The 15273-nt window shown below is 72.5% G+C and carries 12 protein-coding genes; 1 reads left to right on the top strand and 11 read right to left on the bottom strand.

Annotated elements, in window-relative coordinates; genetic code table 11:
* Positions 1-201: 201 nt before the first annotated feature.
* From Sru01_RS04250 to cutA, 11 genes are all read right to left on the bottom strand, one after another.
* Positions 202-2100 carry a S9 family peptidase gene (locus Sru01_RS04250; RefSeq protein ID WP_203982508.1) on the bottom strand — a complete coding sequence of 633 codons (1899 nt, stop codon included), beginning with the start codon at positions 2098-2100 and terminating at the stop codon, positions 202-204.
* Positions 2063-3889: an ATP-binding cassette domain-containing protein gene (locus Sru01_RS04245; protein WP_203982507.1), complete on the bottom strand. Its 1827-nt coding sequence runs from the start codon at positions 3887-3889 to the stop codon at positions 2063-2065. The genes Sru01_RS04250 and Sru01_RS04245 overlap by 38 nt, the downstream gene beginning before the upstream one ends.
* Positions 3882-5705 carry an ABC transporter ATP-binding protein gene (locus Sru01_RS04240; protein ID WP_203982506.1) on the bottom strand — a complete coding sequence of 608 codons (1824 nt, stop codon included), beginning with the start codon at positions 5703-5705 and terminating at the stop codon, positions 3882-3884. Before Sru01_RS04240 ends, Sru01_RS04245 begins: the two co-directional genes overlap by 8 nt.
* A complete protein-coding gene (locus Sru01_RS04235; RefSeq protein WP_203982505.1) occupies positions 5702-6676 on the bottom strand; it encodes a protein kinase domain-containing protein in 975 nt (324 codons plus the stop codon). Before Sru01_RS04235 ends, Sru01_RS04240 begins: the two co-directional genes overlap by 4 nt.
* On the bottom strand, positions 6666-7706 hold the full coding sequence (locus Sru01_RS04230) for a HesA/MoeB/ThiF family protein (RefSeq protein WP_203982504.1): 1041 nt from the start codon (positions 7704-7706) through the stop codon (positions 6666-6668). The genes Sru01_RS04235 and Sru01_RS04230 overlap by 11 nt, the downstream gene beginning before the upstream one ends.
* A gap of 13 nt (positions 7707-7719) precedes the next feature.
* Positions 7720-8664 carry a SagB/ThcOx family dehydrogenase gene (locus tag Sru01_RS04225; RefSeq protein ID WP_203982503.1) on the bottom strand — a complete coding sequence of 315 codons (945 nt, stop codon included), beginning with the start codon at positions 8662-8664 and terminating at the stop codon, positions 7720-7722.
* Between the two features lie 73 nt (positions 8665-8737).
* Complete coding sequence (locus Sru01_RS04220; protein ID WP_203982502.1) at positions 8738-9880, bottom strand: SagB/ThcOx family dehydrogenase; 1143 nt, start codon at positions 9878-9880, stop codon at positions 8738-8740.
* Between the two features lie 85 nt (positions 9881-9965).
* Positions 9966-10109, bottom strand: coding sequence for a hypothetical protein (locus Sru01_RS04215; protein ID WP_203982501.1), 144 nt, complete (start codon positions 10107-10109; stop codon positions 9966-9968).
* A gap of 258 nt (positions 10110-10367) precedes the next feature.
* Complete coding sequence (locus Sru01_RS04210) at positions 10368-11198, bottom strand: carbohydrate deacetylase (RefSeq protein WP_203982500.1); 831 nt, start codon at positions 11196-11198, stop codon at positions 10368-10370.
* Positions 11195-12553 (bottom strand): MFS transporter, encoded by a 1359-nt coding sequence (locus Sru01_RS04205; protein ID WP_239136882.1) that lies wholly within the window; start codon positions 12551-12553, stop codon positions 11195-11197. Before Sru01_RS04205 ends, Sru01_RS04210 begins: the two co-directional genes overlap by 4 nt.
* Positions 12554-12682: 129 nt before the next feature.
* Positions 12683-13021, bottom strand: a complete 339-nt coding sequence (cutA, locus tag Sru01_RS04200) for a divalent-cation tolerance protein CutA (protein ID WP_203982499.1) — start codon at positions 13019-13021, stop codon at positions 12683-12685.
* Between the two features lie 449 nt (positions 13022-13470).
* On the opposite strand from cutA, the gene Sru01_RS04195 reads away from it, so the two are divergent.
* Positions 13471-15096 (top strand): ABC-F family ATP-binding cassette domain-containing protein, encoded by a 1626-nt coding sequence (locus tag Sru01_RS04195; RefSeq protein ID WP_203982498.1) that lies wholly within the window; start codon positions 13471-13473, stop codon positions 15094-15096.
* Positions 15097-15273: the final 177 nt, after the last annotated feature.

Here is a 15273-nt window from a genome sequence, read left to right as displayed (position 1 = left end):
ACAGTCCCCGTCTCGGACGGCGGCACCCGGCCGCCTCTTGGCTCGATCGCGCCGGCGCGATCAGACATGGAGCGTAGGAGGGCGGCCCGGCCGCGGCTATCCGGCCGGCGTCGCACCGGATTCGCGTCGCGGACAACGCGCCCGCCGGGCCGCGACGGTCGGGTGCGGGCCGCCCGCGGCGGCGGTGCGGGCGCCGGCGGGTCAGGCGACCAGGGCGCCGTCGCTCTCGGGCCCGGGTTCCTCGGCGACCCCGCCGAGGTGTTCGGCAAGGAATTCCTCCACCTGGGTGAGGAGGTGCATCCAGTTGGCGCGGGACCGGAAGAAGTGCCCTTCCTCTGGATAGAGCAGGTACCGATGCGGGACGCCCCGCTGCCGAAGGGCGTCCACCATCGCCTCGCTCTCCGCGCGCCGGACGCGAATGTCCCGCCCGCCATGCGCGATGAGCAGCGGGATCTTGATGTCGCCGATCCGGGAGAGCGGCGAGCGTTCCCAGCAGAACCCGGGCTCGGTCTCCGGGTCCCCGACCCTTCTGATCATCGACCTCCGGGCCGCCGTCCAGTGTGCCGGGATCGAGGAGATCACCGTGGCGAGGTTCGCCGGCCCGCACAGGTCGACGGCGCATCGGAACAGGTCAGGGGTGAACGCGGCGCCGACCAGTGCGGCGTAGCCGCCGTACGAAGCCCCCATGATCGCGATGTTCGCCGGATCCGCCCAGCGCCGTGCGGTGGCGTGCCCGACGGCGTCGACCAGGTCCTGGTGCATGAGTCCGGCCCACTCCCGGTCCCCCGCGTTGAGGAACGCCTTCCCGTAACCGGTGGATCCGCGGAAGTTGACCTGCAGGCAGAGGTAGCCGCGGTCGGCCAGCAGCTGGACCAGCCCGTCGTATCGCCAGGTGTCCCGCTCCCACGGACCGCCGTGCACGAGAAGCACGGTGGGCAGCGGCCTTTCCCGGGTCGCCGCCGGAGGGAAGGTCGCGTAGCCATGGACGGTCAGTCCGTCCCGGGAGAGGAACTCGAACGGCTCCGGGGTGGCCAGCTCGAATTCGGCCAGCTCGGGGCGCTGCGCGACGCGGTGGACGACGTCTCCGCCCGCCCGTTCGAGGATCCGGTACTCGGGGGACCGGTCGGCCCTGCTCACCATGCCGAGCCAGCGCCGGTCGTCGTCGCTGCCACCCAGGAAGGTCAGCTCGGCCTCGGCGTCCGGGCAGAGCCGGTGCGCGTCCGGCTCCGCGTCCCGGTCCAGCATCACGGTCTGCTTGCGCGCGCGGGAGAACGCCGCCGCCCTGGGCCGTCCGCTCATCGGGTCGAACCAGACCGAGCAGACGTCCGCGTCCGGGGCCTCGGCGAGGGTCTCGACGATCCGCCCGGTCCGCGTGTCCAGCGTGACGAGCCGGGCCGTCTCCGCCCCCGCCGACGTCAGAAGGTAGAAGTACCGCCCGCCCGGTGATGAACGGGCCAGGCTCGTCGCGGCGGCGTCCTGGTGACCGACGGACAGGACCACCGGCCAGGTGTCCCCCACCCGGGCGCACACGTCGATGCCGCCGTCCTCGCGCATCCGCAGGCCGCCCTGCGCCTCCAGCGACGCGTGGTCGATGATCCATCGGAAGAAGCCCGGGTTCGGCCGTACCGACAGCCTGGCCCCGGTGCCGATCTCGCGGTGTTCGAGCCGCCCGCCGACACCGGCGAGCAGCAGCCCCGGTCGCCGTGCGGAGACGGCCAGCAGCCGCGCGGAGACCCCCGGCGGTGTCAGATCATGTACAGAGCCGGTGCCGATGGCGACGGCCGACAGCAGCGTCCGCTCATCCCCATCCGGGTCACGGGTGAGGAGCAGGTGCGCGCCGTCCGCCGCCCACTTCACATCTTCGACGCCTCCCGGCAGCGCGGTGAGCCAGGTGCCCGGGCCGCCCGCGGCGAGGTTCTCGATCGTTGACATCCGGGCCTGCCAGTGGGTGTCCCGGCGCTCGAGCCACGCCAGCGACCGCCCGTCCGGGGAGAGGGCCAGGCCGGTTCTGGTCGCCTGCCCGAACAACACGCCGCGCGGGATCGGCGCGCGGGCGGCCGGATCACGTCGCGGCCGGGTCGAGTGTGCCGCTGAGGTCATAGTTGCTCTCCTGGATCGCTGACAGCTCCTGGTACGGCCCGGGGCGATTCCGCAGCTCCGCCGGCGTGCCCACCTGCGCGATGACACCGTCGTCCAGCACGACGATCAGATCGGCCCGGGCCGCGGCGGCGAGCCGGTGGCTGACGAACAGTGCCACGCCTCCACCGGCACGGCACTGCGCGGTGAGTTCCCGGAACCGGTCGAACAGCCGGGCCTCCGCCTCGATGTCGAGTGCCGAGCTCGGCTCGTCCATGAGGAACAGCCGCCAGTCCTGCCGCAGGTGGCTGCGAGCCAGCGCGATCTTCTGCCACTGGCCGCCGGAGAGGTCCACTCCGTGCGACCAGCGGGACCCGGTCTGGGTGTCCAGTCCGGCCGGCAGCCTTTCGACGTCCGGGTCGAGGCCGGCCTTGGTGCACGCGGCCGCAAGCAGCTCCGGCCGCTCGGCGGCGGCCTCGACGTCACCGAGCGCGACACCTTCCCGGACGGTCAGCTCATAGCGTCCGAAGTCCTGCATGAGCGCGGTCACGCCTTGCTGCCAATCCGCCCGGGATCCGGCGGTGAGGATCATCCCGCCCTGCTGGATCTCACCGGAGTCGGGGGTGAGGAGACCGGTCATGAGCTTGACCAGCGTCGTCTTTCCCGAGCCGTTCTCCCCGACCATCGCGACCACCGAGCCGGGCGGGATCTCGAGGTCCACCGCACGGACGGCGGCGACCTCGCGGCCCGGGTATGTGTAGCTCAAGCCGGAGAGGATCAAGGCCCCACCGGCGGGGGGAGCCTGCCGACCGGTACCCGCTGCCGGCGCCGCGCCCTGCCGCCGGAGTTCACCCAGCACACCGTCGAGGTCGCGGGCGACCCGCAGCAGGCGGCGGGCCCTGGTCGTCTGCTGCATGAGGTTGCCCAGCACGACGCCCAGCTGGCCGGTGAGCGCGATCACCACCGCCAGGTCCGGGAGTCCGAGCCTGCCGGCCGCCGCGGCCCAGGCCGTCCAGCCGAGCGCGGCGGCCACCGAGGCGGAGACGATCGCGGTGCCCGCCATCGTCCACCCGAACGCCGACCGGTCGCCCCGGTCCCGGTGGCGGGCGGCCTCGTCCCACAGCTCTTCGGCGCGGCGGACGAGGCCGACACCGGCCCCACCGGCTCGTGCGGCCAGCCCGCCCGCGGGCGACATGAGGTGCTCCACCAGGACGCCGGCCCGCGAGACGAGCGGCCCGGCCTTCTCGTCCGCACGGTCCTCGGCGCCGAACGCGCGGGCGTTCCAGTGCAGGGCGGGTACGGCCAGGAGGGGGATGAGTACGAGCCAGAGGCTGACGTCGGCCAGGAGCGCCACCGTCAGGCCGAACTGGAGGACGGCCCCGAGGACCAGGACCAGCCCGCCGAACGCGGACCCGGTGAGGTCCACCCGCTCCCTGGACCTGATGCGGTCGACGCGTTCCCGCAGCACGCCGTCCTGGAGCGGGTCGACCGTGCGCAGCCCGAGCATCGCCTGGATCAGCCAGCCGTCGATCGTCCGGGCGGTCTCCGCCTCCAGCCGGACCCGGCCGGCGATCCCGAATGTACCGAGCACGTGGATCAGCAGGAGGGCCGTGACGAACAACGTCACGCCGAGCATCTGCTGCGGCCGGCTTGCGGACAACACTCCCGCCACCGCCACGCCGACGCCGACCGCGACCAGCGGCTCGGCCACCCGTCCCAGGGGATCGCAGACCAGTACGGTCACCACGTCGCGCGGCGACGCCCGCCACGCCGCCCTGAAGAGCAGCAACACCGGCGCGAACCTGCTAGTCATCGGCATCCTCCTTGGCGGCGCGGAACCGCTCCGCCTGGCGGGCGAACATCCGGGCGTACCGGGTCGGGCCGCTCATGAGCTCGTCGTGGGTTCCCTGCTCGATGACGCGCCCCTGGCCCAGCAGGACGATCTCGTCGGCGTGGCGGACGGTCGACAGCCGGTGGCTGATCAGCACGGCGGTGGTGGAGGCCGCGAGTTCGACGAACCTCTGGTTGAAGCGCTCTTCGGCCCGCACGTCCATGCTCGCGGTGGGTTCGTCGAGGATGACCAGGCTGGACCGGTTCCCGAGCGAGCCGAGACGGTAGAGGATCCGGGCGAGGACCAGCCGCTGCCACTCGCCGCCGGACAGGTCGACACCGTGCGCGCTCTCGGGGAGCAGCAGGGTGTCCAGCCCGTCGGGGAGGCGGTCCAGCAAGGCGTCGGCACCGGCCTCCCGCAGCGCCTTCTCGATCAGGTCGAGGTCGGGCGACACCTCGCCGGGCGCGACATTGGCCGCCAGCGAGAGCGGATAGCGGATCACCTCCTGATCGGCGACCACGCATCGAGACAGCCAGTCCCGCCGGTCGAACTCGGTCAACGGAACGCCGTCGATCTCCAGCGCGCCGCGCGCCGGATCCAGCGCACCGGTCAGCAGCCTGGCGAGAGTGCTCTTCCCAGCGCCGTTCAGACCGACCACGGCCAGCGATCGGCCGGCCCTGAGCTCCAGGTCGACACCATGCAGGACCATGGTGTCCCGGTAGCCGAATTCGACGCGGCGCACAGTGATCGCCCGGAAGGTGGCGGGGACCGGCCGGGGCCCGGAGCGAACGTCGGGCGTGCGGTCGAGCACGGCGGGCAGCCGTCTCACCTCGGCGGCCGCCGGAGCGCCGTACTCCACTAGGTACTCCGGGCCGATCCAGCCCAGCGACTCCATGCCGGCCATCGCCTGCAGGACGACCAGCAGCGCCGCGACGCCGAACTCCCCCTGCCGTGCCTGGTCGACGGCGGCCCAGGCGACCAGCAGATGAGCCCCGACGACCACCGCCCCGGCCCACACCTGTGCCGCCGCCCGGCGATCGCGTCCGGCCTTGGCCGCGCTCACCGCGGACCAGCGGTCCTCGAACCGGCCGACGAGCCAGGGCCTCGCCCCGGGCATCAAGATCAGCTCTGCCGATCGCCGGCTGTCCAGGAGGAGACCTCGCAGGTAGTCCGCCCGGCTCACCGCCTCCGAGTGCTCTCCGGACTCCCGGCCGGCCACCGCGGCCCGGACCTGCGACCGGACGGCCGCGCGGTAGACGAGCCAGCCTCCGCCCAGCACGATCGGCGCCCACCAGAGGTACCGGGCCAGGATCACGGCGGTCACCACCGCGCTGAGCCGTCCCGGGCACACCTCGGCGAGACCGCGCACCGCCGAGCCGACGGTGAAGTAGCCCGACGAGGCGACCTGCGCGGCTCGCAAGGAGCCGACGAACCGCTCGTCATGCAGGTGGGCGATACCGGCCGGCCGGTTGACCAGGGCGAGCGTCTCGCTGCGGACGGCCTGCTCCACCCGGCGGGCCAGGACGACCGCGAGCGTCTGCCGGACCGGTGTCAGGATCTGCCCGCCGAAGTACGCGCCGACGAGCACCGCCAGGCCGGCCGTGGCCGGGGCACCGGCCGCGATGTCCGACGCCACCCACCCCCCGGCCAGCACGAACAGCGGGGGCATCGCGGTGGCGAGAACCGTGCACACGGCCAGTTCGGCGACCGCCCGGGGCGAGGTCCGTACCGCCAGCAGCATCACCTCGAACGCGGCGCGCCTGGACAGGCCGGGCCGGAGCCACGACGGGACGTTCATGAGTCCGCCCTCATCCGGCCGAGCGCTCCCCAGGCCGCTGACGCCGCCGGGCGGTGATCCGGCCGGATCGCGCGCATCGTCTGGACCAGGTCGCACACCGCGTCCGGCAGCGGCGTGCCATCCGGCCCGGGCACGCCATGCAGCGAAGGCACCGGATGGTTCTCCGCCAGGGCGCGCAGCACCACCGTGGCGTTCCGCCGCCGGGCGGCGACGTCCTCGCACCGGAGGAACAGCTCCGTCAGGTCGTCGAGCAGTTCCTCGTCGGCCACCACCGGGTCGGGCGTACACCCCGTCCAGAGCACGTGGAGGCTGACGCCGAGTGCGTACACGTCCGCCTGCCGCCAGGCGTCCGGTGAACTCGACATGCCGAGGAAGGCTTCCGGCGGGGCGAACGGGCGGTGGGTCAGCGGGCGCGCATACCGGTAGAAGGCGTGCTCCGGGGAGATCAGCGCGGGACCGTGGACCTCGCGCGCGAAGGTGAGATCGATCAGCCTGACCCGTTCGCCGTCGGTCACGGCGTTGTCCGGCCGCACGTCGCGGTGGACGATGCCGGCGGCGTGCAACCGGGCGACCGCGCCGACCAGGGCGGTCCACACCCGCTGGATCCGCTCGGCGTCGGCGGTCTCCCGCCACGTCCCGAGGTCCGTGCCGAACCGCTGGGTGATCAGCGGGCCCGGGCCCTCGGCCCGAGCGGTCCAGCAGGCCTTCATCCGGTGGTGGGATCGGGAGACCGGCACGACGGCACCGCCACCGGTCAGCATCTCGGTGAGGGCGCGTTCGCGAGCGAACGCCGGCCCCCAGTACGGACCGTCCAGATCCGCGCGGGGGAACTTCACCACGACCTCGCGCCGCGTCCGGCGTTCGATGCCCACGAAGAGCTCGGAGAGCGACCCTCCCGGGCGCCAGCCACGCACGCCGTCGAGTTCGGTCGCCAGGAGGGCCTGCCTGCGGGCGGTGGTGTCAGCGGTCATTTCCGGTTCCGCAGACCGCGCAGGACGGACGCCGGTCTCCGGTGATGCGCGTCATCTCGTACTTGAACAGGTCGACCGACCAGACCGCGTTCTCGGTCAGCGGAGCCGAGCAGCCGGTAAGGAACCGGGTGGCCTCCCACACCGCGAGCGACGACATGGCGGCGATCAGCGGGGCGAAGGGAGACCGGGGCGGTAGCCACCGGTTGGCCACCGCCTTGTCGATCGTGCCGGCCAGCGCACCGTCGCCGTCGACCATGCACTGGTAGCAGGCGGTCCTGCCCGGCACGCACAACGGGCCCAGGGTGCTGCCTCCTGACAGCAGCGAGGGGGTGCCGGTACGCACGCAGGTCTCGGCGATGATGTCCCTGATGTTGGCGACCCGATAGCCGAAGGAGTTGAACACCAGATCGGCGCGCGCGGCGAGGTCGGCCAGATCGGCGACCTCGCGGATCAGACGATCATGAGTCACCACCTTGACCGACGGGTCGGACACGGCGAGCATCTCGGCGGCCACCTCGACCTTCGGCCGGCCGACGTCGGCGGTCCGGTAGAGGACCTGCCGGGGCAGGTTGGTGGCCTCCACCGTGTCGGGATCGACGAGGATGATGGTCCCGATGCCGATCCGTGCGCAGTTGAGGGCGATCCAGGTGCCGAACGCCCCGACTCCGACGATCAGCACCGTCGAACCACGCAGGGCGTCCTGGATGGCGCCGCCGGAGAGTTCCGGCGTCTCCCACAACGAGAAGAACTCGCTCTGATGGACATAGCGCCCATCGGGGTCGGCGACACCGGGCCGCTGATCGTTGTCGTCGATGACGGCGCCGATGCGGCGCAGCCCTTCGATGAGCGAGGCGGAGCCCGGCGGCTCGACGTCGGGCCCGGCGGCATCGCCTCGGTCGAGCATCTCGAAGATCTGCTGGACCAGCCGCGGGTCGCCGTTCACTCCGAAGCGCTCGTTGGTGGTCAGCGACCACACCTCGCCGCCCTCCGGTGTCCGGAAGCGTCCCCAGCCCCGGTGGAATCTCAGCACTTGTCCTGGCCTTTCATGCGACGGTCACGGTGGTGAGTACTTGCTGGTCGACCGGCGTGAGCCGCAGGAGCCGTTCGCCGAGCGAGTCACGGACGGCCGGAGTCAGCCAGGTCTGCAGGCCGCAGGCGGTCGCCACCAGGATCAGGGCCTGGGCGACTCGCGCCGAGTCGAAGTAGAGGTTGCGCAGGCCCCGCTCGTGCCGGTAGCGCCACTGGTAGCGCGGGAAGTCGGCCACGACGAACACCGTCGCCGCGGCCGTGTCCACCTGCCGCTGGCCGATGAACAGTTCCTTGCACGCGGCACGGGTCTCGGCTTCGCCACGTACCGTTCCAAGATCGTCGAGCGCGTGCGTGAACGGGTCGTAGAGATGGATCCCGGGTTCGACCCCGGCGACGTCGTAGACGCCCACGTAGTAGTCGAACGCGGCGCCGTAACTGAACAGGAACCGTTGCGGATCCGCCGGGTCCGGGTCGCGGTTGCGGCTCGCCCGGGCCAGGCCGTGCCCCAGCAGGTCGGACAGCCGCTGGTCACCGAACGGGCGGCGATGCAGCGTACGGGAGGTCACCCGCTTCCTCAGGACCTCACCGACGGGCGTCCTCGGAAGCGGCGCGGGCTCCGCCAGGGCCAGGGGCCGCGTCGCCGCCCGGCGCGGACGCGGCGGCGGTCCGTCCTCGCGGAGAAACGTGTCGAGCGCCTCCCGCTGCCGCTCGCGGTAGGCCTCCCCGTCGTCGTGGAAGGACGCGCGCCGCGACCACAGATAGGTGTTCAGCGCGTGGGACCAGCCACGGGAGTGCCAGTGCGCGAGGCCGCGGCCGGTGTCCTCGTCGATCGCGCCGGCCCGCAGGAGACCGCAGTCTCGCAGCACCGCGAGTCCCGAGGGGTCGCCGGCGCCGGCCGCGAGCGAGACCAGCGCGTGCCGCCCCATGAGAGCGGCGGAGCCGGCGAACGGGCTACGCACCGTGGCCTTACCGTCCTCACCGGGTATGACGACCGTGCCCGGCGCCCATCGCGGCGCGGTCCGTACGGGGTGTTCAGGGGAGTTCTGCCGATGCTCGGCCGACTGCCGCCGCATAGAGCACACCTTCGTCCAATCCTTCGGTCCGCAGCCCGAAAAGTCCGTGCACGGCGATGTCGTCGACTCCGTGCTGCCAGAAGACCGGCAGGTCGAGGGCCTGCCCGCAGAGCTCCATGGTCGCCGCGGCATGACCGGCGTCCATGAACACGGTGCGGAACGTCCGTGGCTCGCGGTAGCGATACATGTTGCGTTCCCACAGGCCCGTCACCACGACGAAGGCCGCCGGGTCGAAAGGCGCCCGCCACAGGCCTGGCAGCATCGACCTGAGCCGGTCATCGCCGGGGAGATCACCGATCCGCTCCAGCTCGGAGGTCCCCACGGCGAAGTGATAGGCCCCGGGCGCGAGTCCGAGAACCCGCCGCGCGAGCACGTAGCACTCGACCGGATGCCTGGAGCCACCGGACGGGCTCGTCTTGCGAACGAGCGGTGCGCGCGGCACCGTCGAGCGGATCCTGCGCGAGCGGAGCTGCCCGAAGCTCGATGAGATCATCGTCGTGAGTCCGTCGCAGGTGGCCACCGGCAGGGATTCGGATCCGTTCCGGCGGTCCCACGCCTCGGCGAACGGCCGGGCGAGGCATTCGAGGGCGTCAGCGGTCCGCGCGACGGGGAGAGCGGGCGAACCCGCGTACTCCTTGTATCGGTTCACGTCGAAACCCTCGACGGCGAATTTCTCCATAATCGATTTATCGATGGCCGGCGCTTCCGAATCGGAATAGTTCAGATACGGATAGTCGTAGGTGAGCAGGTGGTGGTCGAACGCGGCCTGCCATCCGGCGTCGCGCCATCGCCGCTCGGTCTTCTCGAGCCAGGGGTCACCACCATCCGGCGCCAGCAACCCCTCGGCCACCAACTGCTCGACGATGAGCCGGCCGGCATCAGGCTCCAGCCCCGCGGATCGGTTCAACTCCCCGACCCGTTGTTCGGTCGAGCCGGCTCGCAAGAAGCTCAGCAGGACCTGCACCGCGGCGCCGCCCAGCAGGATCTCCCTGCGCGCGGCGATGTTCAGCACGTACCAGCGTTCCGTGGACCAGATGCTCGGCGGCGGGACCAGGCGGACCGTCGGAACGATACGCAGCACCTGATCGGCGATGTCAGACATGGGGATCCAAGAGTTCGGTGATCGTGACGGCCGGCTGGACGGGCTCATCGCCCTGAAGCACCCGCTCCAGGGCGATGAGAACGACCTACGGGCGCGACGCCTCCATCTGGCGGAGCGCGATCGGCATCTCGGGCAGCGCCTCCACGGTGAAGTCCGCGGGGTTCAACTCGACCCCGGCCCCGAGCTTTCCGGAGACCTCGGCCGCGAGTTCCGATGTGCTGCTGGACATATCTACCTCCCTGAAATCGAATGAAGCCGACACCGGGAAGCCTGGATGCCGGCACTGGAAGTAATCTGGAATTTTTCTGGACGTGGATTACTCACCACGTTCCGGATTCGCACCGGAATTCCTGCCACGGCCGAGCGGCTTCAGACCATGTTCTTCGTCGAGGACGCCGACCATTTCCGCACGCCGGCCGCGATCCCGGTGCCGGCGGCGTCCCTGGACCGGGTCACCGGCGGCCGTCCAGCACGCGGTTCCGGAAGGTCAGGGCCACCAGCCGGGGACGACCTCGACGCCCTCCCGGTCCAGCGCGGCGTGCCAGACCGGGTCGCGCAGCAGCCGGGCCTCCCAGGCGCGGACGATGCCGTCCGGCTCGCCGGCCGCGTCCGCGGTGGACGGGTGCAGGAAGATCTCGCTGGTGCCCTCGGGCAGCTCGGCGAGCCGGCGCAGGTAGTCGTCGCGCAGCCGCCGGTAGCCGCCGAGTTCGCCCGCGCCGCTCCGGTTGGTCGCGATGGTCTGCGGGATGGCGACGCCGAGGGCGTCGGCCAGCGCCACCGCGCGCTCGTGCGCCGCCGCGAGCGGCGGCGGCAGCGGCCCGCCGGCGTACGGCTCGGCGTCCCGGGGCAGCCGGAAGGCCAGGCCGTGGCGCGCGCACCATTCGAGGGTCTCGGCCAGCCACGACCTGCCGTGCAGGCCGTACAGGGTGCCGGCGTGCGAGTCGGCCGCCACGGGGGTCACGCCGTACTCGCGCAGCCGGGCGAGCTGGGCGTCCGCCTCGCGGATGACGTCCGGCGCCTCGCCCCGGGCGCCGAGGGCGAACGGGTCGTCGGTGAGGGTTCCGTCCGGGCCGGCCAGGCTCGCCGGGCCGGCCAGCGGCCGCCAGCGCGGCAGGCCGCTCTCGCCGGTGAGCGTCACGTGCAGCCGCGGCGTGACGCCGAGCGCGCCGACCAGGCGCGCGGCCCGCGCCGCGTCCGGCGACACGCAGATGAGGGTCGTCGCACTGACCCGTCCCTCGGCGAGCAGCGCCGCGATGACGTCCGTCGTCGCGGGCTCCCGGCCCAGGTCGTCGGCGGTGATGACGACCCGCCGGGTCATCGGCCGGGCTCCGCGTCCGACCGGCTGCCGACGGCCGCGGCGGCGGCCGGCTCGAGCGGCACCCGGACGAACCGCGCGGCGACCGCGCCGATCACGCTCAGCACGAACGGGTAGCCGCACAGGTAGACCCGGAACGCGAACCCGGGCGCGGCACCGGGGTCGTCGCCGGAGTTGTAGCCGAAGAACACGCCGAGCGAGGTGAGCGCCAGCCCGGTCACGATCCCGTTCAGCCGGCCGAAGAACCCGAACGCGGACAGGAAGAGGCCTTCACGGTGCGCGCCGTTGCGGGCGGCGTCGGCGTCCAGCACCCGCGCGACGATCAGGTCGTTGGTCGCCAGCATCCCCGACCAGCCGACCCCGAGCAGGATCCCGGCGGCGATCGCGGTGATCAGGTCGCCGGCGAGGAACAGCGCCACGAAGCCGGCCGGCAGCACCGCGAAGGCCAGCCGCCAGGTCCACAGCGCGCCGCGGCGGGCGGCGATCCGCGTCCACAGCACCAGCCCGCCCGCGGAGACGGCGATGACGACGCCCTGCAGGTAGAGCGCGTTTCCGACCGGCAGCCCGAGCGAGTGGCGGACGTACAGCTGGACGCCGGAGAGCACCAGCGCCATCGCGATCCCGTAGCAGGCGCCGGTCAGGCCGACCGTCCAGAACATCGGGTTGCGCAGGATGGACCACAGGCTGGGCAGCAGCCGGGACCGCTCCCGGGTGGCGTGGCGGGGGTTCTCCCGGGCGCCGATCGCCATGAAGACGATCACGGCCACCGCGATCACCCCGTAGATGATCGCCGTGGTGCGGAAGCCCTCGGTGGTCCGCTCGGTGCCGAACACCTGGGTGGTGAGCAGCGGGGTGACCGCCAGCGAGATCACCAGTGCCACCAGCTGGAAGCCCTGGCGTAGGCCGTTGGCCACCGCGCGGTCCCGCTCCCGCGGGTACAGCTCGGGGAGCAGCGCGCCGTAGTTGGCGTTGAGCATCGAGTCGAAGGCCTCGCACAGGATGGCGAACACCGCGAACCACAGCACCAGGCCGGCGCCGTGCAGCGAGTCCGGCGCGGAGAAGAACGCGATCATGCAGGCCGCGAGCATCGGCGCGCCGGCGACCAGCCACGGCCGCCGCCGGCCGAACCTGCTGCGCCCCCGGTCCGACAGGTGCCCGAGCAGCGGGTTGTCGGCCGCGTCGATGACCGCGTAGATCACCATCACCACACCGTAGGCGCGCACGTCCAGCCCGAGGATCTCGACATAGAAGAGGATCATCGATCCCTTGATCATGTTGATCGGGATCGAGGTGCCGAACATGCCGATGGCGTACCGCCACGCGGGGGTCCGGGCCGTGGCCGTATCCGGCTGGGACACGTGATCACCCTCCTTGCCGAGCCCGATGCTATGCGCGCCGTCACATTCGCACCAGACAACGGCCGGTGAATCAGCCTCCCGGCCTCCCGGGCGCCATCGCGTTCGCCCGCGTCCGGCGCCGGTGGGAGATCACGACCGTTCGGGGGCGGCCGGGGAGGTCTCGGTCCTGATCCAGTCCAGGTAGTCGGGGGTGCCGCCGGCCAGCGGAATGGCGACGATCTCCGGGACGTCGTAGGAGTGCAGCTCCCGCACGACGGCCGCCAGATCGTCGAACCGCTGTGCGGTGGTCTTCATGAACAGCAGCCACTCCTCCGACCGCTCCACCCGGCCCTGCCACCGGTAGGTGGAGGTGATCGGCGCGACCACCTGCGCGCACGCCGCCACCCGCCGCTCGACGACCGCGGCGCAGATCCGGTCGGCCTCCTCCCGGCCGCCCGCCGTCACGTGCACCTCGACGCAGTCCGACATCGCCCCTCCAGCACAGACGGCACCACCGGCGGCCGGGCGCCGCACGACCCATCAGGCGAGCATAGATCGAGCACGTCGCGCGCTCGACGTCTTCAGCGTCCAGGGTCACGCCGAGCTGCTGAAGGTCGCCGGTCTCCACGGGGACGAACACGCGATCGATGCGACGGTCGCCGAAACGGCCTTACGCCAGCCGCGCCCGGCGGCCAGGCTGACCGGAGTGATCACCACCCCCGCCGCGTCCGGCGCCGGTGTTATGGTGGAGGGCGCATCGATCGTGGTTCAGGGAGACAGACGTGGCAGGTGACGACGACATCTCCGGGTGATACCGGAGACCGATCGGCCCCGGCGTGGCGCGGTGCGCGCCGCCGGCGTGGCCGTCGCCGTCGTTCCCCCTGTCCACTTCCGGGGCGCCGCGCCGCGCCCGGGCACCGTCTCCGAGGTCCCGCCACATGTCCGACGCGTTCATCGTCTGCTCGCACCTCTCCTTCTCCTGGCCGGACGACACCCCGGTCTTCACCGACCTCTCCTTCACCGTGGGGAGCGGCCGCACCGGCCTGGTCGCGCCGAACGGCGCGGGCAAGAGCACGCTGCTCAAGCTGATCGCCGGCGAGTACCGCCCGGCCGCCGGCGGCGTCACCGTCGGCGGCGCGCTGGGTTACCTGCCGCAGGACCTCCCGCTGTCGGCGGAGCCGACCGTGGCCGAGGTCCTCGGTGTCGCCCCGGTGATCGCCGCGCTGGACGCCATCGAGTCCGGGGACGCCCGCGAGGAACACTTCGCCACGATCGGCGACGACTGGGACATCGAGGAGCGCACCCGCGCCCAGCTCGACCGGCTCGGCCTGGCGGACCTGGGTTTCGACCGCCGGCTGGGCACGCTGAGCGGCGGCCAGGTGGTCTCGCTGGGCCTGGCCGGGCGGCTGCTGCGGCGCCCGGACGTGCTGCTGCTCGACGAGCCGACCAACAATCTCGATCTGGACGCCCGCCGCCGGCTCGCCGCGGTTCTGGACGAGTGGAAGGGGTGCCTGCTGCTGGTCAGCCACGACCGGGCGCTGCTGGACCGGATGGACCGCATCGCCGAGCTGGAGCCGGGCGGGCTGCGCTCCTACGGGGGGAACTTCACCGCCTACCAGGAGGCGGTGCGCGCCGAGCAGGACGCCGCCGAGCGGAGCGTCCGCGGCGCCGAGCAGGAACTGAAGCGGGAGAAGCGCGAGATGCAGCAGGCCCGGGAACGCGCCGAGCGCCGGGCCGGCAACGCCGCCCGCAACCTGAAGAGCGCCGGGCTCCCCCGGATCGTCGCCGGCGGCCTCAAGCGCGGCGCCCAGGAGTCGGCCGGGCGGGCGGGGCACACCCACGCCGCCCGGGTGGACGACGCCCGGGCGCGGCTGGACGAGGCGGAGCGGGCACTGCGCGACGACCGGAAGATCGTGCTGGAGCTGCCGGGGACCGCGGTGCCCCCCGGGCGCACCCTGTTCCGCGGCGAGGGCCTGCGGATGCGCGGCCTGTTCGCCGAACCGGGCGTCGACCTGGAGATCCGCGGGCCGGAGCGTATCGCGCTCACCGGCGCCAACGGCGCCGGCAAGTCCACCCTGCTGCGCTTGATCGCCGGTGACCTCCAGCCGGCCCATGGCACCACCCGGCGGGCCGGCGGCCGGATCGCCTACCTCGGGCAGCGCCTGGACCTGCTGGACGCCGGGCGTACGGTGGCGGAGAACCTCGCGGCGTTCGCCCCCGCGCTGCCGGAGGCGGAACGGATGAACCTGCTCGCCCGCTTCCTGTTCCGCGGCGCGGGGGCGCACCTGCCGGTGCGGGTGCTGTCGGGGGGCGAGTTGCTGCGGGCCACGCTGGCCTGCGTGCTGTGCGCCGAGCCGCCGCCGCAGCTCCTGCTGCTGGACGAGCCCACCAACAACCTCGACCTGGTCAGCGTGGGGCGGCTGGAGAGCGCGCTGGCCGCCTACCAGGGGGCCTTCGTGGTGGTCAGCCACGACGCGCGGTTCCTGGCCGAGATCGGGGTGGCCCGGTGGCTGGAGCTGACCGGCGGCCGGCTCCGGGAGACCGGTGGCCCCACCGGCACCTGATGTCCGGTGCGGGACGGCCGGGGCCGGCGGCGAGGAAGCCGACCGCAGGCGGGCCGGGCGGCCGGCTGATCCTGCCCTGACCTGCGGGTTTCAGTCCAGGCTGAAAGACATGGCCGGGCAAGATCGTTTCCCTTATGGTTCCGGCATCGCCACGGTGATCATGTCCGGGAGGGGTCA

This window comes from Sphaerisporangium rufum, assembly GCF_016863395.1.
GTDB classification, from domain to species: domain Bacteria; phylum Actinomycetota; class Actinomycetes; order Streptosporangiales; family Streptosporangiaceae; genus Sphaerisporangium; species Sphaerisporangium rufum.
This window is presented reverse-complemented; position numbering and strand designations above follow the sequence as displayed.

Excerpts from the sequence above, each read along its gene's own strand:
- Sru01_RS04250 (WP_203982508.1), bottom strand. The coding sequence starts at position 2,100 with ATGACCTCAGCGGCACACTCGACCCGGCCGCGACGTGATCCGGCCGCC.
- Sru01_RS04245 (WP_203982507.1), bottom strand. The coding sequence starts at position 3,889 with ATGACTAGCAGGTTCGCGCCGGTGTTGCTGCTCTTCAGGGCGGCGTGG.
- Sru01_RS04240 (WP_203982506.1), bottom strand. The coding sequence starts at position 5,705 with ATGAACGTCCCGTCGTGGCTCCGGCCCGGCCTGTCCAGGCGCGCCGCG.
- Sru01_RS04235 (WP_203982505.1), bottom strand. The coding sequence starts at position 6,676 with ATGACCGCTGACACCACCGCCCGCAGGCAGGCCCTCCTGGCGACCGAA.
- Sru01_RS04220 (WP_203982502.1), bottom strand. The coding sequence starts at position 9,880 with ATGTCTGACATCGCCGATCAGGTGCTGCGTATCGTTCCGACGGTCCGC.
- Sru01_RS04215 (WP_203982501.1), bottom strand. The coding sequence starts at position 10,109 with ATGTCCAGCAGCACATCGGAACTCGCGGCCGAGGTCTCCGGAAAGCTC.
- Sru01_RS04210 (WP_203982500.1), bottom strand. The coding sequence starts at position 11,198 with ATGACCCGGCGGGTCGTCATCACCGCCGACGACCTGGGCCGGGAGCCC.
- cutA (WP_203982499.1), bottom strand. The coding sequence starts at position 13,021 with ATGTCGGACTGCGTCGAGGTGCACGTGACGGCGGGCGGCCGGGAGGAG.
- Sru01_RS04195 (WP_203982498.1), top strand. The coding sequence starts at position 13,471 with ATGTCCGACGCGTTCATCGTCTGCTCGCACCTCTCCTTCTCCTGGCCG.